This is a genomic window from Actinomyces capricornis (assembly GCF_019974135.1).
GTDB classification, from domain to species: domain Bacteria; phylum Actinomycetota; class Actinomycetes; order Actinomycetales; family Actinomycetaceae; genus Actinomyces; species Actinomyces capricornis.
Genome location: NZ_AP025017.1, coordinates 1,537,980 through 1,562,757, shown reverse-complemented (window position 1 = coordinate 1,562,757; position 24,778 = coordinate 1,537,980). Strand labels below are relative to the sequence as shown.

The following is a 24,778-nucleotide window of genomic DNA, read 5'->3' as shown; positions in this document are numbered from 1 at the left end:
CGGAAACCGCCCGGCCCGTCGATCCAGGCCCCCGCTGCCTCTGGGCACGGCGCCCAGAGGCAGCGCGGCACCGCCCGGGCGCGCCGGTAGACTCCCTGGACGGCAGAGCACTCGCCGTCGTCGCACGCCCGGTGCACCGGGCGCGAGAGCCCTCCGCCCGCCCACAGCCGCCCCGCCCGTCCTCACCACCGCAGGAGCACACATGCCCCACCAGGAGCCCCCCGCCCCGGAGACCCTGACCAATGCCGAGCTCTTCGCCCAGGCGCGCACCGTCATCCCCGGGGGCGTGGACTCCCCCGTGCGGGCCTTCGGCTCGGTGGGGGGCACGCCCCGCTTCATCGCCTCGGCCAGTGGCGCGCGCCTGCGTGATGCCGAGGGCGCCGAGCTGGTGGACCTGGTGGGCTCCTGGGGCCCGGCCCTCCTGGGCCACGCCCACCCCCAGGTGGTCGCGGCCGTCCAGGAGGCGGCGGCGCGTGGGCTGTCCTTCGGGGCCCCCACCCATGCCGAGACGCTCCTGGCCCAGGAGGTGCGCCGCCGCGTCCCGGCGGTGGAGCGGGTCCGCTTCGTGTCCACCGGCACCGAGGCCACCATGACGGCGGTGCGCCTGGCCCGCGGGGCCACCGGCCGCGACCTGGTGGTGAAGTTCGCCGGCTGCTACCACGGGCACTCCGACGGCCTGCTGGCCGAGGCCGGCTCGGGTGTGGCCACGGGAGGCCTGCCGGGCAGCGCGGGGGTGCCCGAGGCGGTCGCCGCCCAGACCATCGTCCTGCCCTACAACGACACCCAGGCGCTGGGCGAGTGCTTCGCCGCCCAGGGCCCCCGGATCGCCGCGGTCATCTGCGAGGGCGCGCCGGCGAATATGGGGATCGTCCCGCCCCTGGAGGATTTCAACGCCGAGATCCGCCGGGTCACCGCCGAGCACGGGGCCCTGATGATCCTGGACGAGGTCCTCACCGGATTCCGGGTGGGGCCGGCCGGATGGTGGGGGCTGGAGGCCATCGACGGCTGGAGCGCCCCCCAGTCCGGCGCGGGGAGGGCCGACGACGGCGCACCGGGGCCCGCAGGCGCCCCCTCCTGGCCGGGCCAGGACTGGCGCGAGCGCGCCGCCTGGGTGCCCGACCTGCTGACCTTCGGGAAAGTGGTGGGCGGTGGGATGCCCCTGGCCGCCGTCGGCGGGCGGGCCGAGGTCATGGACCTGCTGGCGCCCCTGGGCCCGGTCTACCAGGCCGGGACCCTCTCCGGCAGCCCCCTGGCCACCGCCGCGGGCCTGGCCACCCTCCAGCTCGCCGACGACAGCGTCTACCGCCGCGTGGAGGCCACCTCCCGGGCCATCGCCGACGTCGTCTCCCGGGCCCTGGAGGCCCAGGGCGTGGCGCACCGCGTGCAGCGGGCCGGCTCCCTGTTCTCCCTCATGCTGGGCCAGGAGGCCGCCGAGCGGGGCGTGGTCGACTATGAGGCGGCCCGCACCCAGGAGACCTGGCGCTACGCCCCCTTCTTCCACGCCTTCCTGGAGGCCGGGGTGGCCCTGCCGCCCTCGGTCTTCGAGGCCTGGTTCGTCTCCGCCGCCCACGGCGAGGCCGAGATCGAGGCGATTGCCGCCGCAGCGCCGTCGGCCGCCCGGGCTGCGGCCCAGGCCCAGCCGGCCTGAGCACCCCCGCGCCCGGGGCCGGGCCCCGGTGCCTGGCGCCCTCGGACTCAGGGCGCCGGGGCCAGGGTGCCCTCGAAGGCGGCGTACTCGGCCTCGGAGGCCAGGGCGATGACGACGCGCAGCCGGGAGTAGGGGTGGTCGGCCATCCACTGGGCCAGCGCATCGAAGGCGACGGCGGCGGCCCAGGGCTTGGGGTAGCCGAAGGCACCCGTGGAGATCGAGCACAGGCCCAGGCTGTTCATGCCCAGCCGGTCGGCCAGATCCAGGGCACTGGTGTAGCAGGAGGACAGCAGGTAGCGGTCCTCGCGGTTGGGCGGCCGGTTGTCCTCGGCCATGGGGCCCACCGAGTGAATGACGTAGAGGGCGGGCAGGTGGTAGCCATTGGTGAGCACGGCCCTGCCGCTGGGCTCCCCCGTGCTGCGGCGGGCGGGGTCGGCGGCCTCGGCATCGGCCATGTAGCGGGCGCACTCGGCGCGCAGCCCGGGCCCCGCCGCGGAGTGGAGCATGTTGTCCACGCAGCGGTGCCCGGGAACGAAGCATCCGAGCATGCGCGCATTGGCGGCGTTGAGCACGGCGTCGGCCCGCAGGCGCGAGAGTTCGCCCCGCCACAGGGCCACCCGCTGCCCCAGGGCCCCGGGCACGCCATGAGTGGCGGCCAGATTCGGCAGGGACAGGGCGTCCTCAGCACCCCGGGCGGCGGCCTCGGTGGCCAGGAGGAGGTCGAGATCCCTGGCGGCGGCGATCGGCAGGGGGCCGGGCGGGCGCGTGGTGAGCAGGTAGTCCAGATAGACGCGCAGATCCCCCGCATCGGCGGGGAGCGTCAGGTCCCCCCAGCTGGTGACGACAGGGGGGTCGGTGCGGATGAGGGAGAGGACCAGGCGCAGCAGGAGGGCCTTGCGGTCGCGGATGCCGCCGCGCGCGTCGAGGACACCCGCAGCGGACCACGGGTAGGAGCCGTTGGCGACATCGGGATCGTTCGCGGCGTGCGCGAGCATGTCCTCCACATCGCCCGGGATTCCGCCAAGACGGCAGCCGCTCATCTACCCTCCTCGCCTTGCCTGAGCACACCATAGCCCGTGCAGCGCATGGGAGGGCACCGGCCCTCACAGGCCCCCGGAGCCCCGAATCGGCGTCATTGCAGCAACAAAACCGATACGCAACCGTGACCTGCGAGGAGACTCACGTCATTGCCATGTGCTTCTCACTGCGATTCGTACAGGCATCGCCATAGGAGTAGACAGAGTCTCATAGGAGATCACATCGTATGGGACGCGGCCCGTCACGTGCCGGCAGTACGGCCGAGAGCGGGCAGGGAGCCGGGGCCCATGCCCCGCCCGGCTCAGCCCTCCTGCTCGGCGATCTTGGCCTTGACCTCGTCCATGTCCAGCTCGCGGACCTGGGTGATGAGGGCCTCCAGGGCGGAGGCGGGCAGGGCGCCGGCCTCGCGGTAGACCAGGACGTCGTCGCGGAAGACCATGAGGGTGGGGATGGAGGAGATCCCCAGGGCGCCGGCCAGCTCCTGCTCCTCCTCAGTGTTGACCTTGGCGAAGGTGATGTCCGGGTTGGCCTCGGAGGCCTTCTCGAAGATCGGGGCGAAGCGCTGGCAGGGGCCGCACCAGGAGGCCCAGAAGTCGACGATGGTGATGCCCTCGCCGTGGATGGTGCTCTTGAACTCGGGGCCGGTGATGTTCGTGGTGGCCATAGGTAGGACCTTTCGATCGGTGATGTCAGCAGGGCTCAACACGTGCCGGCCTCAACCTATTCCTGGCCCGTCCTTGCTCTTGATCTGCACAGCCCTGACCTGCCGCGGCGCAGGGGGCACGCAGCCATCGGCCGGCCTCGTGACCTGCGGGTGGCTGCCCTCAGCCCTGGTCGCAGGACAGGTGCACGGGCTCGGCCCCCAGGAAGAAGCGCCGTGCCATGCGGCTGAAGGCGTGGGCGTCGAAGGGCCGGTCGCTCATCAGGGTGTAGCGCTGGGTGCCCTCGTGGATGGTGCAGCCCGCGGGGGTGAAGCCGTTGCGCTGGTAGAAGGCCAAGCGGCGACGGCGCTGGTCGAGGTTGGGGGCACCGGCCTCGACGGGCTCGATCTCCAGGACCACGGGCCGGCCCGCGGCCCTGCGACGCACCTGCTCCAGGATGCGCGAACCGTAGCCGCGTGAGCGCACGGAGTCGTTGACCGCCAGGTAGAACAGCCACACCATGGTGCGCGACTCCACGGTGTAGGTCAGCCCGGCCAGCACCTCGCCGTCGTACCAGGCGCGCAGGGCCACGCCCGGCAGTAGCGACATGAGCCGCATATGCCACAGTGGGGTCTGCTCCTCCTCCGGGAAGGCCCGCCGGTAGAGGGCGATGACCTCCTGGTCCCCGGGCCGGCACCCGGTGACGGTGCGCGACTCCAGGCCCCCGCCGGACCAGGCGCCTCGCGCCGCGCCGGAGGGCATCCTCCGGAGCGGCGCGAGGCCTCTGCGTGGGCTCATGGGGGCGGCGGGGTCAGGCACCGCGCAGCTCGGCAGCCAGGAGCTCGGCCAGCTCGACGGCGTTGAGGGCCGCGCCCTTGCGCAGGTTGTCCCCCACGACGAAGAACTGCAGGCCGTGGCCGGGGGCGAAGGCCTGGTCGGCGCGCAGGCGGCCCACGAAGGTGCCGTCGCGCCCGGCGCCCTTGAGCGGGCTGGGCACGTCCTGGAGCTCGACGCCGGGGGCGGCCTGGAGCAGCTCGCGGGCCCGCTCCACGCTAATGGGCCGCTCGAACTCCGCGTTGACGCTCAGGCCGTGGCCGGAGAAGACGGGGATGCGCACGCAGGTTCCGGAGACGGCCAGGTCCGGGATCTCAAGGATCTTGCGGGACTCGTTGCGCAGCTTCTGCTCCTCGTCGGTCTCCCCGGAGCCGTCGCCCGCGTCATTGCCGGCCCAGGCCACGGCGTTGAAGGCGATGGTGTCCACGTAGACCTCGGGGGCGGGGAAGTCCACGGCCCGCCCGTCCAGGCCCAGGCCCTCCAGGTCCTGGCCGACGGCGGCGCGCACCTGGCCGGCCAGCTCGGCCACCCCGGCGCGCCCCGAGCCGGAGACCGCCTGGTAGGTCGAGACGATGAGCCGGACGAGCCCAGCCTCCTCGTGGAGCACCTTGAGGGCGGGCATAGCGGCCATGGTGGTGCAGTTGGGGTTGGCGATGATGCCCTTGGGGCGGTGGCGCAGGGCGTGGGGGTTGACCTCGGAGACCACGAGGGGCACCTCGGGGTCCTTCCTCCAGGCCGAGGAGTTGTCGACCACGACGGCGCCCGCGGCGGCGAAGCGCGGGGCGTACTCCTTGGAGGTTCCCCCGCCGGCGGAGAAGATGGCCACATCGATGCCGGTCAGGTCGGCGGTGGCCACGTCCTCGACCTCCACCTGGGCGCCGCGGAAGTCCACGACGGTTCCCGCAGAGCGGGCCGAGGAGAAGAAGCGCACGGCGCGGGCGGGGAAGTCGCGCTCATCCAGCATGGCGCGCATGACGCGGCCGACCTGGCCGGTGGCGCCCACGACGGCCACGACGACGCCGTCGGCCGGTCCGCTGTAGGTGTTCACGGGTGCGGTGCTCGCAGTGCTCATCGTCCGGTCCCTCCGTAGACGACCGCCTCGGCGGCCTGGGTGTCGAGGCCGAAGGCGGAGTGGACGGCGCGCACGGCCTCGTCGAGCACGGCGTCGTCGACCACCACCGAGATGCGGATCTCGGAGGTGGAGATCATGTGGATGTTGACCCCGGCCTCGCTCAGGGCCCCGAAGAGCCTGGCGGAGACGCCCGGGTGGGAGCGCATGCCCGCGCCCACCAGGGAGAGCTTGCCGATGTCGGGGTTGAAGTGCAGGGACTTGAAGCCCAGCTCCTCACGGGCGGCCTCCAGGGCGGCGCGGGCGGCGGCGGAGTCGCCGTCGGGGCAGGTGAAGGAGATGTTGGTCAGTCCCGTGCCCTCGGCGGAGACGTCCTGGACGATCATGTCGATATTGGCGTCGGTGCCGGCGACGATCTCGAAGATGCGGGCGGCGGCGCCGGGGACGTCGGGCACGCCCACCAGGGTGATCTTGTCCTGGCTGCGGTCGTGCGCGATGCCGGAGATGACGGGGGCTTCCACGTGGTCCTCCTTGGCTGAGGGGCGGGGGCGGGCGCTGGCCCGGGCGGAGATGGCGTTGCGGTGGGCGGTGTCGACGTCGAGGGCCGAGGGGCCCTCGACCAGGGGGTTGGCGCTGCGCGGCGCTCCGGCCCCCGAGGGCGCCTGCCCGGCCGTCGCGGGCTCCTGCCCGGCGGGGACGGGCGGCGCGGTGTCGGCAGCAGTGTCGGCGGCGACGACGTCGTCGAGCTGGGCGGCCGCGGCGGAGGGGACGAAGGCCCCCTCGCGGCGGCCGTCGTAGATCCAGGTGCCGGTCCGGTCGGAGAAGGAGGAGCGCACGTGCAGGGGAACCCCGAAGCGGCGGGCGTACTCCACGGCCCGCAGGTGGAGGATCTTGGCCCCGTGGGCGGCCAGCTCCAGGGTCTCCTCGCTGGAGAGGGCCTCCACGCGCCGGGCACTGGGCACGATGCGGGGGTCGGCGGTGAACAGGCCGTCGACGTCGGTGTAGATCTCGCACACGTCGGCGTTGAGGGCGGCGGCCAGGGCCACGGCGGTGGTGTCGGAGCCGCCGCGCCCCAGGGTGGTGACGTCCTCGACCTCGTTGATGCCCTGGAATCCGGCGACGATGGCCACCGCCCCGGACTGGATGGAGCGGGCCACGCGCTCGGGCAGGACGCCGACGATGGAGGCGCGCCCGTACTTGGAGTCGGTGAGCACCCCGGCCTGGGCGCCGGTGTAGGCCTGGGCCGGCACGCCCAGCTCGTGGATGGCCATGGCCAGCAGGGCCATGGAGATGCGCTCGCCCGCGCTGAGCAGGATGTCCATCTCGCGCACGGGGGGCTCGGAGGTCAGGGCCCCGGCCATGTCGAGCAGCTCGTCGGTGGTGTCCCCCATGGCCGAGACGACCACCACGACGGTGTTGCCCGCCTCCCGGGTGGCCACGACGCGGCGTGCGACGCGCCGCATGGCGTCGATATCACTGACGGATGATCCGCCGTACTTCTGCACGACCAGTGCCATGGGGTGCTCCTCGGGTCCTTGTGCCGGCTGGGGAGGCCAGCCGCCTGCCGCTCCCGGCGGCGGGCGCCGCACCCGCGGGATCGGACCTCGCCGCGGACGGCACCCACGACGGCGTGACTGGGGCAAGCATACGGCTTCCCCCAGGAGGGAATGTCGGCATCCCCATGGTGAGACGGGGCGAGGGACGGGGCACCGGCCAGGTGGGTGTTAAGGCCGGGGTGCCGCGTCGCGCTCAGCCGCCTCAAGGGCGGTGTCCATGGCGGTCCACACGCGCTCGGTCAGGCGGCGCCGCTTGCGGCTGAGCCTGTCCAGCGCCTTGCGGAACAGGTCCTCCTTGGAGATCCAGGCCGGGCTGGCCGAGCGGATCTCGCTGAGGAGGCTGACCAGCTCGCGCGGGTGGATCTGCTCGATGCCCTCGACATGGTCCAGGGCATAGCGGCGGTACCGCACCGGCTCCCCCGCGCTGGCCATGCTCACCCACACGAAGTCCTCCTGGTCGATATAGGCGAAGGCGCTCCCCAGCGCCCGGCGGATCCCCTGCTCCCGGGAGGCCACGGTGCGCGTGAGGCCGAAGGCCCGGCAGACGTGGACGGCGAGCCGGTGGAAGGCCAGCGGCGACTCGACGGCGCAGATCTGCCTGGCGACGCGGACCACCTCGGCGCGGGCCTCGGGATCCGGGCGCGCGCCGGCCACGGCCCGGTCCAGGGTCTCGCGGGGCAGCACCTGGGTGCGCCGCCACGGGGTGTACTCCGGGGCCCTGACGGCGCTCAGCGCCTGCGCGCCCTCACTCTCCGCTGCACGCTCCTCCTGGGCAGCAGGGCCAGGCGGCCCCGCTGGAGCCCCGGCACCCGCAGCCCTGCCTGCGGCAGTGGCAGGGGCGGCGGCCTCAGCGGTGGCCTCAGTAACGCCGTCGGCGGTCGCGGTGCCCGTGGCAGGTGCGGCCCCGGGGGCCTCGGGCGGCGTCGGGGTGCTGACAGACCCCGCGCCCGCAGGGCCGCCGGGCGCTGCCGCGTCCTCCTGAGCCGTGGAGGCCCCGACTCCGGGGCCCGCGGGCGCCACGGACCGGCCCCCGGAGGCCTCGACCAGCCTGTCGATGACCGCCTGCCTGTCCTGGACCCACTCGGGGGCCCAGATGCGCTCGACCCGCGGCCAGCCCATGCGCTCCAGAACGTCGACGGGCAGCAGGTCGCGGTCGGTCACACTCATGCGCCCGGACCACTGGGGGCCGTCGAGCAGGACGGCCACCCGCGGGTCATCGGGCCGCCCCGGGCGAGAGAGCACCAGGTCGATGGTGAAGGAGGACTGCCCCACACCGGTCTTGACCTCGAGCCCGGCTCTGCGCAGCTCCTCGGCGATCTCGTGGCGGTGCCAATCCACCTGGGCCCGGGCCGGCGAGCCGGCGGCGAAGAAGGAGGGTGGCGCGCCCCCGTCCCGCGCCATCTCGAGGTAGGCGCGCAGGTCCTTGATCCCCTGATGGGTCGATCGCTCGGCGTGCAGGTCCTCGGGATCGAAGCTGACGAAGACGATGATCTGGCGGCGGGCCCTGGTGATGGCCACGTTGAGGCGCCGCTCCCCACCGGCCTGGCTCAGCGGCCCGAAGGTCATCGGCACCTGACCGCGGGCGTTGGTCGAGAAGGTCACCGAGAACAGGATCGTGTCCCGCTCCTCGCCCTGGACGTTCTCCAGGTTCTTGATCAGCAGGCCATCGGGGTCGTCCAGAGCGGCCACCACCCGGGGCGGCCCCTCGGCCCGCAGGCGCTGCTCGATGAGGTCCCTCTGGTTCCGGTTGAAGGTGACGATGCCCAGGGAGGGGGCCTGCTCCGGCGAGGCCTCGAAGCGCCTGATCACCTCCATGACGATCTCCCGGGCCTCCTGGGGGTTGGTCCCGGTGCGGGCCCTGGGGTACTTGTAGCGCTCCTCGTCCCGGATGTAGTGGCCCTTGACCCGGCGCATGGAGATGCCGTGACCGCCCGGGGAGTCGTCGGGCCTGGCCTCCATCCCCAGCGGGCTGGGGAAGGACGCCAGGGCGCCGTCGTAGTAGTGCCGGTTGGAGAAGGCGATGAGGGACTCCACCCTGCTGCGGTAGTGCCAGGTCAGGCGGTGGCGGCGCACGCCGCCGGCCAGGCACTGGGTGAGGATCGAGTCCTCCTCCCGAGCACCCCCCTCCCCCGAGTCCCTGGCGGCCGCGCTGGCCACAGCCGTGGGCGGCATCTGCTTGGGATCCCCGACGACGACCACGGAGCGGCCCCGTCCCATGGTCCCCACCGCATTGGCCACGGGGATCTGGGAGGCCTCGTCGAACACGACGATGTCCACGAACTGGCGGTCGGCGGGGAAGAAGCGGGCCACGGAGTCGGGGGAGACCAGGATGCAGGGGGTCAGGGCGGTGACGAGGTCCCCGTAGGAGTCCATGATCTCGCGCACGCTCATACCCCGGCGCCGGCGGTGGATCTCGTCGCGCAGCCCTTGGGCCCGCTGGCCCGCACCGGCCAGGGCCTCCTCGCGGTTGCGGGCGACCACGCTCAGCAGCTCGGCGGCCAGTGCGCCGCGCAGGCGCTCCTGGGCCTGACGGTAGGAGTCCAGCAGGCGGGCGTGCGCCGCCACATCGAAGGCCTCCAGCCCTGCCCGGCGGGAGCGCTCCACGAAGGAGGCCTGCGCGACCCGTCTCCTGGTCGCGTCATCCAGGACCCGCAGGTCGGGGGCCGCGCCCCTGCCCCCGGGGCCGCCCGCCAGGCCCCGGGCCGGGACGAGCAGGCCGCCGGCGGCCTCCGTCAAACCGGCGCCCTCGAGGAAGGAGGCGGCGTCGTCGGGCCCCTGCGGGAGCCCACCGCCCCACCAGTGCTCCGACTCCGAGGGGATCGCGGCCACCGCCTGCCCCGGTGAGACCAGCTCGGCGCGCGCCGCGTAGTAGGAGAGGCCCACGCAGTTGGGCCCGTGCACCCCGGCACGGTAGGCCTCCAGGTGCTCCCGGATCGCAGCGATGGTTCGGCGCTCGGCCCCCAGGCTCCCGGGCACCGGGCCGGGCCCGAGGTCCAGGGCCTCGCGCAGGGCCTGGCGCACCTGCGCGGGCCTCATGCGGTTGTCGTGGAGGTTGAGCACGAGCCCGCCGATCCCGGCATCCCGGCTCAGGCGCCGGGCGACGACGTCGAGGGCCGACCTCTTCTCCGCCACGAACATGACCGTGCGCCCCGTGGCCAGGGCACGGAAGATGAGGTTGGCGACGGTCTGGGACTTCCCTGTTCCCGGCGGGCCCTCGACCACGAAGCTGCGCCCGGCCACGGCCTCGGCCACCACCCGGGCCTGCGTGGCGTCGGCGGTCAGGGGCAGGGCCTCGATGACGGTGTCGATATCGGCCTCCGGCGCGGCGCCGGCCGGGTCGGCGAAGGGGCTCGGGGGCGCCTGGACGAGGTGGCCCACCAGGGGATTGGCGGCGATGCTCGGCCAGTGCTCATCGAGGTCCCGCCACATCCGGTAGGTGGAGAACTGGAAGAGCCCCAGGTGCACGGTGGAGGACACCGCGTCGTTGCGGCCCTCCTGGCGGAGCCTGCGGCGGACCCGGTTCAGGGTCGACTCCAGGTCCAGGCCGTGCTCATCGTGCAGGGGCCGAGCCAGCTCTGCCAGATCGATACCGGTCTCCTGGGCGAAGCTGGTGAGGAAGGAGTGGTTCGGGGTGGAGATCCCCGTCTCGTCGAGCTCGATCCCGTACTCGTCGTCCTCCCTCCCGGTGCGATGGAGGGTGACCGGGATGAGGATGAGCGGGGAGCGCACCTGGCGCCCGCCCATCGACCACTCCAGGGTGCCAATGGCCAGGTAGAGGTTATTCGCCCCGGTGTCGTCAACGATGGTCTGGGCGCGGGCCGCCAGGGACTGGAGGGTCGCCGTGTAGTCCTTGCGGGCCAGTGAGGTCTCCACCTGGCGGTGCTCGGCCAGGAGGCGGGCCGCCCGGCCCTCCTCCTGGGCTCCGGGCCCGCAGTGGTAGTGGGCCGGGCGCAGGACGATGAGCTCGCGGTCGTTGATCAGGTCCTCCAGGCGCCCCACCAGGTCCTGAGGGACCTCGAGCTCGATGGGCGCGTCGGTGGAGGGCGCGTCGGTGGAGCGCAGGGGGCGGTTGATGAGGGGGTTGCGCAGGGTGAGGTCGAGCAGGCTCCGCTTCCACCCCTCGATCCGCGGCGGAACCACCCGGCCGGCCGAGCCGCTGATCGGGGCGCCGGCCGCCTCGGCCAGTGGAGCGCTGGGAGCCGGCGGGGCACCGCTCCCACGAGCAGCCGGGCTGGGGCGGTGCTGGTGCGGCGTCGGGGTCGGGGCGGCCTGGGGCACATCGGCCGGGCCGGGCAGGCCGAGGATGCGGATGAGCTCGTGCACCTCCTCACGGCCCTGTGGGGAGCCGATCAGGCGCAGGACCTCGCCGACCGCCACCAGCGCCGCCAGTGCCTTGCCGTCGTCGAAGGCCTCGCCGTGGACGGCCTCGTTGCGCAAGCGGCGCACCTCGTGGAGCTTGCCCGCCAGGCCCGCAGGCAGGCGGAGGAGGTAGCGCCCATCGCTGCCGCGCCTGGTCAGCAGGTCGATCTGGACGGAGAGGTCGGCCAGATCGCCCAGGTCGTGCGGCTGAGGGCCGGGGCCCTCGATCCTGGCACGCAGATAGGGCTCCAGGCGCTTGGGGAGGATGCTCAGGAGCGCCTTGAGGACGAGATCGCGGTTATCCAGTTCCATGGCTGTTCCTCACCTGCCTGGCCCGACGGGTCCCGGCGCGGCTGGAGCCGTCAGGACCGACGGGGCGCCCCGGGCCAGGCGGGCCCGAGGCGCGGGCCGTCCTGGCAGGAAGCCGGGGCAGGTGCGAGGTCTGGTAGGGGTGAATGAGAAGGAGGGGATGCGGCCGGAGCCGGCACACGCAGGCTACCCCAACGTCGCGCGCACCATCGGCACCCCGCCCACCAGCCCGACCGCCCCGTGACGCAGGACCCACTGCCAGTGGGCTCCGTCGTCGATGGGCGAGCAGCGCGGGCCGAGCAGGCATCCGCCGAACGGGCGAGGAGAGCACTCGGGCCCCGTGCGGACGGCGCCCCTCCCAGCAGGCCCATTGGACCCATGCCGCACCGGGCCTCATCGCTACCCTGGAGCCATGAGCATCGAGGTGACGGAGGTGTCCCGGTTCTTCGGCCGGTTCCCGGCGGTCCAGCAGCTGAGCCTGTCGGTGCCCTCGGGCAGCGTCACCGGGCTCGTGGGCCCCAACGGAGCCGGCAAGACCACTCTGCTGCTCATGCTGGCCGCCCTCCTGGCCCCGGACTCCGGCACCATCCGGGTGGCCGGGTTCGATCCCGTCTCCCAGCCCCGGGAGGTGCACCGCGCCGTGGGCTGGATGCCCGACGCCTTCGGCACCTGGGACTCCCTGACCTGCGCCGAGATCCTCCTGACCTTCGCCGACGCCCAGCAGATGGACCGGGCCGCCTCCCGGCAGGCGGCCGAGCGCATGCTCGCCACCGTCCACCTCCAGGAGATGGCCCGCCAGCCCGCGCGGGTCCTCTCCCGCGGCCAGAAGCAGCGCCTGGGCCTGGCCCGCGCCCTCATCCACCAGCCCCAGGTCCTGCTCCTGGACGAGCCCGCCTCCGGCATGGATCCCCGCTCCCGCGCCGACCTGCGCGCCCTGCTGCGCGACCTGGCCGGCGCAGGCACCACCGTCCTCATCTCCAGCCACATCCTGGGCGAGCTGGAGGAGATGGTCGACGGCGTCGTCTTCATGGCCCGCGGGCAGGCCATCGACTCCCCACTGACCGGCCAGGGCCTGAGCGCCCCACCGGGCGCGGCGCCGCCGCCGGCCGAAGGCGCGCCGGCGCCCGTGGCCGGCCCCACGCCCGTGCACCGGACCTGGCTGCTGCGCGCCCTGGAGGAGGCCTACCTGGCCCTGGAAGGAGAGCGCCGATGACCCGCAACGGCGTTATGACCGTCGCACAGCTCGAACTGCGCCAGCGGGTGAGGTCCACGCGATGGCGCATCATGCTCCTCATCTGGGCACTGGTGCTCCTGCTGGTCTGCGGTGGGCTGACCCTGTTGGCGCTGCCCACCGACGAGCTGCTGCGCAGCGCCACCCCCTGGCTCTACGACATCATCGTGTGCTTCGTCATGGGGATCGGGCTCATCGTGGCCCCCACCCTGTCCTCCACCTCCATCAACGGGGACCGTGCCGACGCCACCCTGGCCCTTCTTCAGGCCACAGCACTCAGGCCCGCCGAGATCGCCCTGGGCAAGCTCATGGCCGCCTGGCTGGCGGCGCTGGCCTTCCTGGCCGTCGCACTGCCCTTCCTGCTCGTGCTGGTGGCCGGGGGCGGCGTCTCGGCCCGGGTGTTCCTGACCCACCTGATGATCCTGCTCATCACCCTGGCCAGCGTGTGCGCGATCGGCCTGGGGCTCTCCGCACTGACGGCACGGACCTCCGCCTCCACGGTCCTGACCTACCTGGTGGTGGCGGCCCTGGTCATCGGCACCCCGCTGGCGATGACCATCCTCGCCCCGGCGGTGCGCGACCAGCAGGAGGTGACCATCCACTCCCTGCTCTCCTCCCCCGACCAGCCCGGCGCACCAGAGGATGAGACCGAGCCGCAGTGCACGCGGAGCGTCCGCATTGAGGAGATCCACCGCGTGGAGAGGGTCTGGTGGCTGCTGGCGCCCAACCCCTTCATCATCCTCAGCGACGTCTCCGCACGCTACGGCGACGTTCAGCCCGAGTACTCACCCGATATCGGGGAGGAGGTCGATTACTACGTCTACTACGTCTACTACGTCGACGTTCAGGCCGGGTACTCACCCGATAGCCCACTGGTCGCCATCGGGGAGGAGGTCGATGCGATGCGCACACCCGAGCCTGCCAGCAGAACGGAGGCCTACTGCACCTGCTCGGAGTGCGACAGCGTGCCTCCGGAGGACTCCAGGGACTCCTCGCCGGCGCACCTCGCCTTCTGGCCGGCCAGCCTGCTGTTCCTGGCGCTCCTGGGCACCGGCGCTGCGAGCGCAGCGACCCGCTGCCTGGCGGTGCCCGCCACGACCCTGCCGCGAGGCATCCGCCTGGCCTGAGGGGCGCACCGCGGCACGCAGAGCCCGAAGGGCCTCCACAACCGCCGCCGTCGTGGGTGGCGGCTCAGTCCTCCACCCGCCGGCGCCCCTCGAAGGCACGGCCCAGGGTGACCTCATCGGCGTACTCCAGGTCGCTGCCCACCGGCAGGCCGGAGGCCAGGCGGGAGACCGGCACCTCCATGCTGCGCAGCATCCGGGTGAGGTAGGCGGCGGTGGCCTCGCCGACGACGTCGGGATCGGTGGCCAGGATGACCTCCTCGACCTCCTGCGAGCCCAGGCGGTTGAACAGGTCGCGGACCCGCAGGTCGTCGGGCCCCACCCCGTTGATGGGGTCGATGGCCCCACCGAGCACGTGGTAGAGGCCCCGGTACTCGCGGGTGCGCTCGATGGCCACCACATCCTTGGGCTCCTCGACCACGCAGATGACCCGGCGGTCGCGGCGCGGGTCCCGGCAGATCCCGCACTGGGGCTCCTCGGCGATGTTCCCGCAGGTCTCGCAGAAGCGGACCCTGGCCTTGACGGCGCGCAGGGCCTCGATGAGCCGCTCCACGGCGGCGGCATCCGCAGCCAGGATGTGGAAGGCCATGCGCTGGGCGGACTTGGGGCCGATCCCGGGCAGCTCGCCGAACTCGTCGATGAGGTCCTGGACGGCGCCCTCGTAGATTGCCGGCATCTCAGTGCCCCTCCTGGGTCACGGTGATCTCCTCGATAACAGTGGCCCCCAGGATGCGCTTGACCACCTCCAGGCCGACGACGCCGGCATCCTCGGCGTCCTCGTCATCCTCACTGGGGGTGTCCTCGGCCAGGGAGACGTCCTCGCTCTGCGCGGCGGCCCGGGCCGCAGCCATGGCGGCGGCCAGCCTGGAGCCGGCCATGCCCGACGGCGCCCAGGTCGCCGAGTCCTGCGGGGCCGGGCCATCGGGGTCGCCGGGCTCCTCGGGCAGGGGGATGCCGTCGGAGAAGGTCTCGGGCTCCTCCCAGGAGGTGGGGCTCAGCGCCCCGGAGGGACTGCCAGGACCACCGGCTTCAGCGGGGCCGACCGCCTGGGCGGGCCCGGTCTCGGGAGCGCCGGCCGTCGACGGCGCGGATCCGGGGCTGTCCGGACCACGCGCCGGACCGGCCGGGGTGGGCGGCAGTGCCCGCAGGCGGTGGACGGTGGCCAGGCGGGGCTCGTCCTCCTCCAGGTCCCCGTCATCCTGGGGGCCCTGCGCGCCCGCACCGGGCGGGCCCTCCGGCGGCTGCGCCCGATCCTGGCCGAGCGCCTCGCCGCCGGGGACAACCACGGGGCCCCAGCCATCGTCCCCCACACCACGCGCAGCGCCCGCGGCCGTGGCGTCCGCACCCCGCGGGCCGGGCCCGCCGTCGGGCCCGCGCGCCGGACCCGCCGCCGGGCCGAAGTCGGGCGCGGCCTCGGGGCTGGCCGCGGATCCGGTCCCGGGAACGGACTCAACGCCGGGCTCAGGGCCGGGTCCTGCATCCTCCGGCTCCTGCGGCGATGGGCTCGCTCCTCCCCCGGGAATGGCAACAGGGCCCCAGCCGTCATCGCTCGGCGGGGCCCCGGTGGTGGCCGGCGCTGACCGGTGGGGCGCAGCGCCATCACCGCTCGCCGTCCCCGCGGCATCAGTGGGCCCATCCCCCACGGCGCCGGTGGGGGGCACCGCCTCCCAATCCTCGGGGGGAGGCTCAGCCTCCCAGCCGCCGGGACCGCTCGCCCCGCTCGGCTCCCCGGGGGCCTCGAAGCCCTGCGGGGCCCGGGCTCCCACGCCTCCACGGCCTCCACTGGGCGGGCCGGGGCTTCCAGCACCGCCCTGCGGGCCCGAGCCGGGCCTGCCTCCGCGGCCACCCCCGGGACCGTGGCCCCCAGGACCACCCGGCCCGCCAGAGCCACCAGGGCCGTCATCACCGGTGAGAATCGCGCGCACCTCCACCTGCAGGCCCAGGGCCTGGTGGATGGCGGCGGCAAGAATCGGTCCGTGCCCGCCGTTCTCGAAGGCGCCCACCAGTCCGGGGGCGTTGAACAGCAGGGTGAGGACGCCATTGGCCAAGGTGCCGGGCCGGGAGTTGGGGCCCACCAGCGCCCAGGTCGCGCGGCGCGAGCGCTTGGCGGCCTCCAGGACCTCCTCCCAGCGAGTGCGGAGCATCTCGGCCTCCGCAGCGCCGGGCCCCGGCGGCTCCTGCGTCCCCTGCGGCGCCCCACTGGGCGCTCCGGCCGACGGCGCCGATCCCGGAGCGGCCTCCTCCCATGGCACTGCTGGCGCCTGCCCCGACGACCCGGCTCCCCCGCGAGCGCCGGAGGCCCGGCGGTCCCCCGGGTGCGAGGGCGGCTCACCCTCATCCCAGGCCACTGGCGGCATCCCGGCGGGGCCGGCAGATGAGTCCGGGCCAGAGCCCGAGGCCCCCTCTGTGCCTGCGGCAGCGCCCTGCCTGCGGGGGTCGTAGCCCTCAGCGGCCTGCGCGGCACCGGGATGGGCCGGGCCACCGGCAGGCGCGCCGCCCTGCCCGGGCGCCGCCCCGCCTCCCGGGGAGCCCTCACCGCCCGCCGTGGGCGGGGACTCCGGTGTGGAGCCCGTGGATGCCTGGCGGGCAGCCTGCGCCGCCAGCTCGCGCCCCGATGCCGGGGCCGTACCGCTCCGGCTCGGCGCGGCGGGGCCACTGGCGGCACCGGGGCCACCGGTAGCGCCGCCCTGCGCCGCCGGCCCGGCCGCGGCTGTGGCAACCGGGGCGCCCATGGCCGCGGCGCCCGCGCCCTGGGCCCCGGCCACTGGCACGATGAGCCTGGCCACGAGCAGCTCCAGCTGGAGCCTGGGCGAGGTGGCCCCCACCATGGCGGTCAGGGCCTGCGCCGTCATGTCGGCCGCCCGAGACAGGGCCGCGGCGCCCAGGGTGCGGGCCTGGACATCCATGCGGGAGAGCTCGTCGACGGGCAGGGAGCCCAGCGCCGGGCCCGCCTGGTCCCCGGCCAGGGCGATGACCAGCAGATCGCGCAGGCGCTGGAGCAGGTCCTCCACGAAGCGGCGGGGATCGTGCCCGGAGGTGACCACCCGGTCGACCACGCGGAAGACCCCGGCGCCGTCGGCCGCCGCGATGGCGTCGACGCACTGGTCGAGCATGGTGGTATCGGTGTACCCCAGGAGGGCCACGGCGCGCTGGTAGTCCACGGCGCCGTCGAGGGCCCCGCCGATGAGCTGGTCCATCACCGACAGGGTGTCGCGCACGCTGCCGCCCCCGGCCCGCACCACCAGGGGGAAGACACCGGGGCCGGCATCGACGCCCTCGGCCTGGCACAGCTGGGCGAGATAGGCCTCCAGGGTGTCGGGCGGAACGAGCCGGAAGGGATAGTGGTGGGTACGCGAGCGGATGGTGCCGATGACCTTCTCCGGCTCGGTGGTCGCGAAGATGAACTTCACGTGGGCGGGGGGCTCCTCCACGAGCTTGAGCAGGGCGTTGAAGCCCTGGGCCGTGACCATGTGGGCCTCATCGAGGATGAAGATCTTGTAGCGGTCGCGCGCCGGGGCGAAGGCGGCGCGCTCGCGCAGATCGCGGGCGTCGTCGACGCCGTTGTGGCTGGCGGCGTCGATCTCCACCACATCCAGGCTCCCGGGCCCGCCGGTGGCCAGGTCCTGGCAGGAGGGGCACTGCCCGCAGGGGGTGTCGGTGGGCGCCTGGGCGCAGTTGAGGCAGCGCGCCAGGATGCGGGCGCTGGTGGTCTTGCCGCAGCCGCGCGGGCCGGAGAAGAGGTAGGCGTGGGTGACGCGGTCGGCGCGCAGGGCCGCCATGAGCGGGGCGGTCACATGGTCCTGCCCGATGACGTCCTGGAAGGCGTCGGGGCGGTAGCGGCGGTACAGGGCGGTGGTCACACTCCGAACTCTAGCCCGGAACCCCGCCCCCGCCGCTGCACATCTTCGGCGCCCACGGACCGATTCCCAGACCGACGATCCGCATGATTCCGCGGGCCCGGCCGGAGCCGCCTGGGTGAAGATGTGCAACGGGCCCGCGCTGCACATCTTCACGGCGCACAGCGGTGGCCGCGGCGCCGGATCTGGCGCTATGGCGCCGCAGGCCGGGGGCGGGCCGGCGCGAAGATGTGCAACCGGACATGTTGTTGAGAATGGTTATCATGTATGGTGCTGCTGTCGGGCCCCGCCTGACCACCCCCACCCCCACTCGCGAAGGACAGAACGTGAATCAGCAGCAGGCCGAGCAGATCCGACACGGCGCGGGATTCATCGCCGCCCTCGACCAGTCCGGCGGCTCCACCCCCAAGGCCCTGGCCGGCTACGGCATCGACTCCGAGCGCTACACCAACGAGGCCGAGATGTACGCGCTGGTCCACGCCATGCGCAGCCGCATCATCACCTCCCGGGTCTTCACCTCCGAGCGCATCATCGGAGCGATCCTCTTCGAGCGGACCATGGACGCCCAGATCGAGGGGCGCCCCACCGCCGAGTACCTGTGGGAGGTCAAGCAGATCGTCCCCTTCCTCAAGGTGGATAAGGGCCTGGCCGACGAGGCCGACGGCGCCCGCCTCATGAAGCCGATCCCCGGCCTGGAGGACCTCCTGGGCCGCGCCGTGGCCGCCGGCATCTTCGGCACCAAGATGCGCTCGGTCATCCTGGGCGCCGACGAGGCCGGCGTGCGCGCCGTCGTGGCCCAGCAGTTCGAGATCGCCGAGAAGATCCTCGATGCCGGCCTGGTCCCGATCATCGAGCCCGAGGTCGACATCCACGCCCCCGACAAGGCCGAGGCCGAGGACCTGCTCGTGACCGAGCTGACCCGCCGCCTCGACGCCCTGGACGAGGGCCGCGACGTCGTCCTGAAGGTGACGATCCCCAGCCGCGACGGCCTGTACTCCTCGCTCATCGAGCACCCGCGGGTCATGCGGGTGGTGGCACTGTCCGGCGGCTACGAGCGCGAGGACGCCAACGCGCGCCTGGCGCGCAACCCCGGCCTCATCGCCAGCTTCTCCCGGGCCCTCCTGGAGGGCCTGTCCGACGGGCAGGCCCAGGCCGACTTCGATGCGACCCTCGATGCGACGATCGAGGGGATCCATCGGGCCTCCGTGGCATGAGAGGCCCTCGCGCATCGTGACGGGCGGGGCGGGGCACTGGGCCCGCTCCTGCCCGCCACCCGGTCTGACGCGCCGGGAATCGTGGTGCAGCGTCACGCGGCGGCCGTCGTCGGAGCCCTCCCGACGGCGGCCGTCGTCGTGCTCCCGCAGCGCCGGCCCACGAGCCGGCCCACAGGCCGGGCACAAGTCGCCGCAGGCCGGTCCTGGCCGGGGCCGGCCTGCACTCCCGGCGCCCGGCACGCAAGGACCCCTCGCGCACCCGCCAGAGCCCGCTTACCCTTGCTACCTTCCGGTCCTGGGGGATTCACTGGATGACGCCGCACGAGGGGCCGGGGATGAGTGTACCCGACTCCCGTGCCACGCAGGACCCAGCAGGGCCCCACGGGCACACCACCGCGCGTGACTGATCCCACCGTCGTCGGGCGGCCATCGGGTGGCCCCGGCCCCCGGGTCTCCGATATATTCCCTTCCTGTTGCGGCGGGATCTCCTGCTCAGCACACCTGGAGGATTCGCCTAGTGGCCTATGGCGCACGCTTGGAAAGCGTGTTGGGTGCAAGCCCTCGGGGGTTCGAATCCCCCATCCTCCGCCATGAATCGCAGCCCCCGCCGGCCCCGGCGGGGGCTGCGAGTATCTACGGCCTCCTTCCGCAACTCTCCGCCCGTGAGTGGCTGGACCTGCTCAGGACGCCTGGACCAGGTGGCTCGGGGGTGCGCCGCCCGCCTGCCACCGCACCCCAGGAGGCCCGGCCCGCCGGGCAGCAGCGCCACGACGGTGGGGAGGACGGCCCATGACTACCCACTGACGCCGGGGGATGCCGCTGGCATGGTGGGCTTCATGAGCACAGCAACCCGCGCATTGATCACCATCCCCGCCGCCATGGTGCTGGCCCTGGGCCTGGGCGCCTGCCAGGACCAGGCCGTCTCGACCCCGCCCTCGCAGGACTCCCAGTCGGAGGCACAGGCCACCGGCTCCAGCGAGGCGAGCACCAGCGACGACGGCACCGCCGACGGCGGCACCCGCGAGCGCACTGCCGGCCCCACCCAGGGCACCAGCGCCCCCGAGACCTCCTCCGTCAGCTCCACCACGCTCTCCGTCGGCGACTGCCTCAAGGACCCGGGAACCGGCACGGGCAGCACACAGGTCGGTGATGTCACCGTGGTGGACTGCTCCGAGCCCCACCTCTACGAGGTCTACGCCGAGTCCGAACTGACCGGAGCGGCCCTGCCTTCTGAGCAGGAGATCGAGACCACCGCCGCGCAGACCTGCAGCACCGGCTTCGAGGAGTTCGTCGGCATCAGCCCCGAGGCCTCGCAGACCTACAGCTACACCTACCTCTACCCCACCCAGGCCACCTGGGATCAGGGAGACCGCCTCATCTCCTGCATGGTGACCACCAACACCGGCACGGAGACCACCGGCTCGGCCAAGGGAGCGGCCCAGTAGGCCCACTCCCCAGATGCATGGGGAGTCATGGGGAGTACATGGGGAGTCGTCCCCATAACGGCGGAATGCGGCGGATCTCCCGGGTGGCTACGATCCGGGCATGCGCAAACTCAAGCCACTCCTCATCATCCCTACCGCTGCGATCCTGGCCGCCGGCATGACCGGGTGCAGCGTCATCCAGTCGATCACCGGCGGCACCCACTCCGCTGACATCGCTGTGGGCCAGTGCCTCAAGGACCTCGGCGCCTCCACCCAGGAGGTGAGCCAGGTGCCCGTGGTGGACTGCTCCGAGCCCCACCTCTACGAGGTCTATGCCGAGACAGAGCTCAGCGGCGACCAGCTCCCCGATCAGGCCACCATGGACTCCGAGGCCGAGTCCACCTGCTTGGGCACCGGCTACAGCGACTACGTGGGCGTGGCCTTTGAGGAGTCGGAGTACGGCACCACCTACCTCACGCCCTCCCAGGACACCTGGGATGCCGGTGACCGCAAGATCTCCTGCCTCATCACCTCCGCGGACGGCTCGGAGATGACCGGCTCGGTCAAGGGCAGCGCCAAGTAGCCCCGACCCGGCTCCCCTCCCACCAGCCCGTCCCGGAACGACGACGGCGCCACCCCTGATGGGGTGGCGCCGTCGTTGTCGTGAACCGGCCGGCTCTACTGGGTCATGGTTCGCACGCGTAGAGTGCTCAGGGCGGTGCGCCGGAGTGCAAGGGCGCGCAGCAGCGACCCGGGGTCGATCCCCTCCTGCGCATCGCCCTGTCCGCCGCGGCGGAGGTCACTGGGGTCCTCACGCGTGCGGTGGTCGCGCATGAGGGTCTCCATCCACTCGGGAACGGAGGCCTCCTCCCGGGGGAAGAGGCGCCGCTCCTCGGCGCAGTCCTCACCGGTGCAGGGAGGCAGGAGGTAGGGCCGGCGGTCGTAGGCGAAGTCCGAGACCAGCGCGTAGTCACGGGTGCTCATCGACAGGAAGGCGGTGGTCCAGGCCCCGCGCCCGGGCCGGGCCATGGCCCGGCGCAGGGCGATGGCCCTGCCCACGATCTCGCGGGGCACGCCGCCCTCCACCCAGCGCAGCCGCCGCAGCAGACCGGTGCGGCGCAGGACGCGGTGGGCGCAGTACGAGCGCCGGCCCAGGGCATCGACCTCCACCACCAGTTCCTTGGCCCCACTGGATCTCAGCCAGCTGGCGCAGTGGTCGGCGAAGCTGTCAAGGGCCTGGTCAGGGGTGATCCCTTGTTCGCTCATGACAACCGTTTCCCCGTCCTTTCAGCAGCGCCCGGGTGGGGCACGAGGTCGTGGGCGCACCGCCCACACGGGTGCACGTTACAGGGTCGTTATCTCCCGGGTACAGCGCCCGAGGTTGGACGGGCGACCCCGGTCGATGGGGAGGACTCCCCGCAGACCGCCGTGGACCTCGTCGAGGAGCCCCATCCAAGGCCGGGTCGGGAGGCGCCGTCGGGCGGCCGGCCCGACCCACAGATGGGCCCCTGCGGGGAATGCGGTGGGGGGCGGGGGCTGCGGCTGGCGGAGATCGTCACCACCATGAGTCCTGCCTGCGGTGAGCCGAGAGCGCCACGGGCCTCTAAGATGGCGCCGTGATCTTCAAGGCAGTGCGTGAGACGGCCCCGTATCCGGAGCACGGGGTCACCACTCAGCGCGAGTGGGCGGTCATCGCTCCGCGCCAGGTTCGGCTCGCCGACCTGACCACCACGCGCGCCACCCTGGATCTGCGCAGCCTGCTCGACGACGACTCGACCTTCTACGGCGACCTGTTCGCCCATGTGGTGTCCTACCGCGGCCAGCTGTACCTGGAGACGGGGCTGCACCGGGCCCTGCGCGCCGCCCTCCAGGGGCGCACCGCCATCCACGCGCGCATCCTGGAGGTCGCCGACGACGGTGTCCCCCGCCTGGCACCGGCGCCTCCCGGGGCGTGAGGCCGCAGGTGCGGGAGCGTCACGGCCTGCGGGTGCGTCCACTACCCTGGAGGGCGTGAGCACTCCTGCAGACCCCCGCACCGAGTACCGTCGACGCATGATGCGCCGTCAGACCACTGTCATCGGCTCTATTGTCGTCGTCATGGCCGGTCTGGTGGCGGTATCCCTGCTGGTGTGGACCGGCGCGCTGCCGATCAAGGGCCCGGGCTTCGCCCAGGCTGAGGAGACGGTGGCCTACACCCCACCCCCCTGCCCGCCCGAGGGCTCCACCACGGTGGACCTGACCTCCTTGACGATCAATGTCTACAACGGCTCGGAGACGGTGGGGCTGGCCGGCAACGTGGAGGAGGTGCTCACCGACGCCGGGCTGAGCGTGGCCACGGCCGCGGACTGGCCCCAGGGCGATTACCAGGGCAATGTCCAGATCATGGCCTCCGAGGCGGGCCTGGTCGGCGCCTACTCGCTGACCCAGATCTTCCCCAACTCCACCGTGCAGATCGACACCACGCTGGAGCCCACCGATCCGACCGTCTCGGTGGTCCTGGGCGACGAGTACGAGCACACGGTCCTGCCCGCGGACGAGATCCAATTGCTGGGCTCCGGGCAGGCGATCGCAGCCCCCGGCAACTGCGTGGCCGTCTCCCCCGCCGCCAAGGAGGGCTGAGCGGGGCTCCGGGACACCGCCCATCGGCCTCCGCCGGAGCCGGGGGCAGCGCCGAGCGGCGCCAGGGCACCGCAGGGCACCGGAACTGCGGGCGACGGCCGGCAGCGGGCCCGGGCGGCGGTGGGACGAGCGCGATTGAGCCTCACGTGGCGACACGTGCGTCACTTCGCGGAATGGACGTGCCTTCTAGGTGACGTCCATTCCGCGAAGCGACGCCCGATTGCCGCCCCGCTGCTCAATCCTCCCGGCCCGCAGCCGGCTCGGCGTGGACGGCGCGGTCGGCGTGGGCGACGCGGGTGGAGTAGGCGGGGCCCTCGAGCTCGGTGCCGGCGGGCGCTGAGGCCGGGGAGGCCTGCTCCAGGTTGGTGCCCCGCACCCGGGAGATCCACCGCATGAGGTGGTAGATGCCGATGGCCGCGGCCGAGCCCAGGGCGATGCCCTCGAAGGTCATGGAGCCGGTGACGAGCGTGTAGTTGGCGATGGCCACCACCATCGAGACGGCGGCGGTGTTGAGGTTGACGGGGTCGGAGAAGTCCACGCGGTTCTGCACCCAGATGCGCACCCCCAGCATGCCGATCATCCCGTACAGGACCGTGGCGGCCCCGCCCAGCACCCCGGCGGGGATGGTGGCGATGATCTCCCCGAACTTCGGCAGCATGGACAGTCCCAGGGCTGTCAGGGCGGCCACGACGTAGGCGGCGGTGGAGTAGACGCGGGTGGCGGCCATGACGCCGATGTTCTCCGCGTAGGTGGTGGTTCCCGAGCCGCCCCCGCTGCCGGCCAGGGCGGTGGACAGGCCGTCGGCCAGCAGGGCGCGGCCGGTGACGTCGTCGAGGTTCTCCCCGGTCATCGCGGCCACCGACTTCACGTGCCCGATGTTCTCGGCCAGGAGGACCAGCACCACGGGGACGAACAGGCCCAGCAGGGAGGGGTCGAAGGCGGGGGCGCGGAAGTGGGGGGCGCCCAGCCAGGGGGCCTGGGCGATGGCGGAGAAGTCCACCTCCCCGCGCACCATCGCGGTGGCGTAGCCGATGAGCACGCCGATGAGTACCGCCAGGCGCCCGACGATCCCCTTGAACAGCACCGTGATGAGCAGGATGGAGGCGATGGTGACCACGGCGGTCACCGGGGCCTGCTTGACATTGTTCCAGGCCGAGGGCGCCAGGTTGAACCCGATGAGGGAGACGATGGCGCCGGTGACGATCGGCGGCATGAGGCGGTCGATCCAGGCCGAGCCGGCCAGGTGCACCACCAGGCCCACCAGCGCCAGGGACAGGCCGGCTGCGATGACCCCGCCCTGGGCCAGGGCCGCCTTGTGGGGGTCGACCGGGCCCGCGCCGTCGGCGACATATCCGGTGACGGCGCCGATGGGGGCGATGAGGGCGAAGGAGGAGCCCAGGTAGCTGGGCAGGCGACCGCTGGTGATCCCCAGGAACAGCAGGGTGCCCACACCGGTGAAGAACAGGGTGGTGGCGGGGTCGAAGCCGGTGAGCAGGGGGACTAGGAAGGTGGCCCCGAACATGGCGACCACATGCTGGACGCCGATGCCCACGGTGCGCGGCCAGCTCAGGCGCTCGGCGGGGGCGACGACCTCACCGGGGGCGATGGAGCGGCCGTCGCCATGGAGGCGCCAGCCGCGGAAGGAGGGGGATGATGCGGACACATTGTCTCCTGCGGGACGAGGAACAGCCGGTGCACATCCTCCCCGCAGGCCCTCGGGCACGGGAGCGGGGCGCTGGCACGGCCAGAATCACGGCAGGATCCGGCGGAACCCACCGGAACTTCAGCATAGACGCACCAGCGCCCGGCCACAGTCCTCGCCGCGGTGGGGTGTCGCACGCCGGGCCCCGCGCGC

Annotated in this window: 17 protein-coding genes, 1 tRNA gene, 1 other RNA gene and 1 pseudogene; 9 read left to right on the top strand and 11 right to left on the bottom strand. The window is 73.1% G+C overall.

The features are described from left to right. Positions 1–202: 202 nt before the first annotated feature. Entirely contained in the window at positions 203–1,648 is a 1,446-nt protein-coding gene (gene hemL, locus MANAM107_RS06280; RefSeq protein WP_223912562.1) for a glutamate-1-semialdehyde 2,1-aminomutase, read from the top strand. A gap of 47 nt (positions 1,649–1,695) precedes the next feature. On the opposite strand, the gene MANAM107_RS06275 is transcribed toward hemL, so the two are convergent. The 6 genes from MANAM107_RS06275 to MANAM107_RS06250 form a co-directional block, all read right to left on the bottom strand. Next, positions 1,696–2,688, bottom strand: coding sequence for a macro domain-containing protein (locus tag MANAM107_RS06275; RefSeq protein ID WP_223912560.1), 993 nt, complete (start codon positions 2,686–2,688; stop codon positions 1,696–1,698). A gap of 299 nt (positions 2,689–2,987) precedes the next feature. Beyond that, on the bottom strand, positions 2,988–3,350 hold the full coding sequence (gene trxA, locus MANAM107_RS06270; protein WP_179901382.1) for a thioredoxin: 363 nt from the start codon (positions 3,348–3,350) through the stop codon (positions 2,988–2,990). A 160-nt stretch (positions 3,351–3,510) separates the two neighbouring features. After that, the gene (locus tag MANAM107_RS06265) at positions 3,511–4,089 is read right to left on the bottom strand and encodes a GNAT family N-acetyltransferase (protein ID WP_223912557.1); all 579 of its coding nucleotides are present in this window, start codon (positions 4,087–4,089) and stop codon (positions 3,511–3,513) included. Between the two features lie 49 nt (positions 4,090–4,138). After that, positions 4,139–5,233 carry an aspartate-semialdehyde dehydrogenase gene (locus MANAM107_RS06260; protein ID WP_223912554.1) on the bottom strand — a complete coding sequence of 365 codons (1,095 nt, stop codon included), beginning with the start codon at positions 5,231–5,233 and terminating at the stop codon, positions 4,139–4,141. Further along, entirely contained in the window at positions 5,230–6,747 is a 1,518-nt protein-coding gene (locus tag MANAM107_RS06255) for an aspartate kinase (RefSeq protein WP_223912550.1), read from the bottom strand. Before MANAM107_RS06255 ends, MANAM107_RS06260 begins: the two co-directional genes overlap by 4 nt. A 207-nt stretch (positions 6,748–6,954) precedes the next feature. Continuing rightward, the gene (locus MANAM107_RS06250; RefSeq protein WP_223912547.1) at positions 6,955–11,457 is read right to left on the bottom strand and encodes a DUF4011 domain-containing protein; all 4,503 of its coding nucleotides are present in this window, start codon (positions 11,455–11,457) and stop codon (positions 6,955–6,957) included. A 409-nt stretch (positions 11,458–11,866) separates the two neighbouring features. Here MANAM107_RS06250 and MANAM107_RS06245 point away from each other — a divergent pair. Both MANAM107_RS06245 and MANAM107_RS06240 read left to right on the top strand, forming a co-directional pair. Continuing rightward, positions 11,867–12,500: pseudogene (locus MANAM107_RS06245) on the top strand (ABC transporter ATP-binding protein); the annotation flags it as partial. A gap of 163 nt (positions 12,501–12,663) precedes the next feature. After that, entirely contained in the window at positions 12,664–13,812 is a 1,149-nt protein-coding gene (locus MANAM107_RS06240) for an ABC transporter permease (protein WP_223912540.1), read from the top strand. A gap of 64 nt (positions 13,813–13,876) precedes the next feature. On the opposite strand, the gene recR is transcribed toward MANAM107_RS06240, so the two are convergent. Together recR and MANAM107_RS13075 are read right to left on the bottom strand one after the other, a co-directional pair. Next, positions 13,877–14,485, bottom strand: coding sequence for a recombination mediator RecR (gene recR / locus MANAM107_RS06235; protein WP_218929162.1), 609 nt, complete (start codon positions 14,483–14,485; stop codon positions 13,877–13,879). A 1-nt stretch (position 14,486) separates the two neighbouring features. Continuing rightward, complete coding sequence (locus MANAM107_RS13075) at positions 14,487–17,669, bottom strand: DNA polymerase III subunit gamma and tau (protein ID WP_263421934.1); 3,183 nt, start codon at positions 17,667–17,669, stop codon at positions 14,487–14,489. A 323-nt stretch (positions 17,670–17,992) separates the two neighbouring features. Here MANAM107_RS13075 and MANAM107_RS06225 point away from each other — a divergent pair, with 323 nt between their 5' ends. Further along, complete coding sequence (locus tag MANAM107_RS06225; RefSeq protein WP_223912537.1) at positions 17,993–18,880, top strand: fructose bisphosphate aldolase; 888 nt, start codon at positions 17,993–17,995, stop codon at positions 18,878–18,880. 239 nt (positions 18,881–19,119) lie between these two features. Here MANAM107_RS06225 and ffs read toward each other — a convergent pair. After that, positions 19,120–19,214: signal recognition particle sRNA small type (ffs, locus tag MANAM107_RS06220), an RNA gene on the bottom strand. 169 nt (positions 19,215–19,383) lie between these two features. Here ffs and MANAM107_RS06215 point away from each other — a divergent pair. The 3 genes from MANAM107_RS06215 (at position 19,384) to MANAM107_RS06205 (ending at position 20,887) form a co-directional block, all read left to right on the top strand. Next, positions 19,384–19,471 (top strand) — tRNA-Ser (locus MANAM107_RS06215). A 245-nt stretch (positions 19,472–19,716) separates the two neighbouring features. Beyond that, entirely contained in the window at positions 19,717–20,325 is a 609-nt protein-coding gene (locus tag MANAM107_RS06210; protein WP_223912534.1) for a septum formation family protein, read from the top strand. A 100-nt stretch (positions 20,326–20,425) separates the two neighbouring features. Continuing rightward, positions 20,426–20,887 (top strand): septum formation family protein, encoded by a 462-nt coding sequence (locus tag MANAM107_RS06205; RefSeq protein ID WP_223912531.1) that lies wholly within the window; start codon positions 20,426–20,428, stop codon positions 20,885–20,887. A gap of 95 nt (positions 20,888–20,982) precedes the next feature. Here MANAM107_RS06205 and MANAM107_RS06200 read toward each other — a convergent pair whose 3' ends face one another. Next, a complete protein-coding gene (locus tag MANAM107_RS06200) occupies positions 20,983–21,570 on the bottom strand; it encodes a hypothetical protein (RefSeq protein WP_223912528.1) in 588 nt (195 codons plus the stop codon). Between the two features lie 350 nt (positions 21,571–21,920). Here MANAM107_RS06200 and MANAM107_RS06195 point away from each other — a divergent pair, with 350 nt between their 5' ends. Together MANAM107_RS06195 and MANAM107_RS06190 are read left to right on the top strand one after the other, a co-directional pair. Continuing rightward, a complete protein-coding gene (locus tag MANAM107_RS06195) occupies positions 21,921–22,259 on the top strand; it encodes a type II toxin-antitoxin system VapB family antitoxin (RefSeq protein ID WP_124934002.1) in 339 nt (112 codons plus the stop codon). A 55-nt stretch (positions 22,260–22,314) separates the two neighbouring features. After that, positions 22,315–22,923 carry a LytR C-terminal domain-containing protein gene (locus MANAM107_RS06190; RefSeq protein ID WP_308443647.1) on the top strand — a complete coding sequence of 203 codons (609 nt, stop codon included), beginning with the start codon at positions 22,315–22,317 and terminating at the stop codon, positions 22,921–22,923. Between the two features lie 235 nt (positions 22,924–23,158). Here MANAM107_RS06190 and MANAM107_RS06185 read toward each other — a convergent pair whose 3' ends face one another. Next, complete coding sequence (locus tag MANAM107_RS06185; protein WP_223912525.1) at positions 23,159–24,586, bottom strand: uracil-xanthine permease family protein; 1,428 nt, start codon at positions 24,584–24,586, stop codon at positions 23,159–23,161. Between the last annotated feature and the right edge of the window lie 192 nt (positions 24,587–24,778).

What these genes read in the sequence shown, in the direction of transcription:
- hemL (WP_223912562.1), top strand. Translation starts at nt 203, where the DNA reads ATGCCCCACCAGGAGCCCCCCGCCCCGGAGACCCTGACCAATGCCGAG.
- MANAM107_RS06275 (WP_223912560.1), bottom strand. Translation starts at nt 2,688, where the DNA reads ATGAGCGGCTGCCGTCTTGGCGGAATCCCGGGCGATGTGGAGGACATG.
- trxA (WP_179901382.1), bottom strand. Translation starts at nt 3,350, where the DNA reads ATGGCCACCACGAACATCACCGGCCCCGAGTTCAAGAGCACCATCCAC.
- MANAM107_RS06265 (WP_223912557.1), bottom strand. Translation starts at nt 4,089, where the DNA reads ATGCCCTCCGGCGCGGCGCGAGGCGCCTGGTCCGGCGGGGGCCTGGAG.
- MANAM107_RS06260 (WP_223912554.1), bottom strand. Translation starts at nt 5,233, where the DNA reads ATGAGCACTGCGAGCACCGCACCCGTGAACACCTACAGCGGACCGGCC.
- MANAM107_RS06255 (WP_223912550.1), bottom strand. Translation starts at nt 6,747, where the DNA reads ATGGCACTGGTCGTGCAGAAGTACGGCGGATCATCCGTCAGTGATATC.
- MANAM107_RS06250 (WP_223912547.1), bottom strand. Translation starts at nt 11,457, where the DNA reads ATGGAACTGGATAACCGCGATCTCGTCCTCAAGGCGCTCCTGAGCATC.
- MANAM107_RS06240 (WP_223912540.1), top strand. Translation starts at nt 12,664, where the DNA reads ATGACCCGCAACGGCGTTATGACCGTCGCACAGCTCGAACTGCGCCAG.
- recR (WP_218929162.1), bottom strand. Translation starts at nt 14,485, where the DNA reads ATGCCGGCAATCTACGAGGGCGCCGTCCAGGACCTCATCGACGAGTTC.
- MANAM107_RS06210 (WP_223912534.1), top strand. Translation starts at nt 19,717, where the DNA reads ATGAGCACAGCAACCCGCGCATTGATCACCATCCCCGCCGCCATGGTG.
- MANAM107_RS06205 (WP_223912531.1), top strand. Translation starts at nt 20,426, where the DNA reads ATGCGCAAACTCAAGCCACTCCTCATCATCCCTACCGCTGCGATCCTG.
- MANAM107_RS06200 (WP_223912528.1), bottom strand. Translation starts at nt 21,570, where the DNA reads ATGAGCGAACAAGGGATCACCCCTGACCAGGCCCTTGACAGCTTCGCC.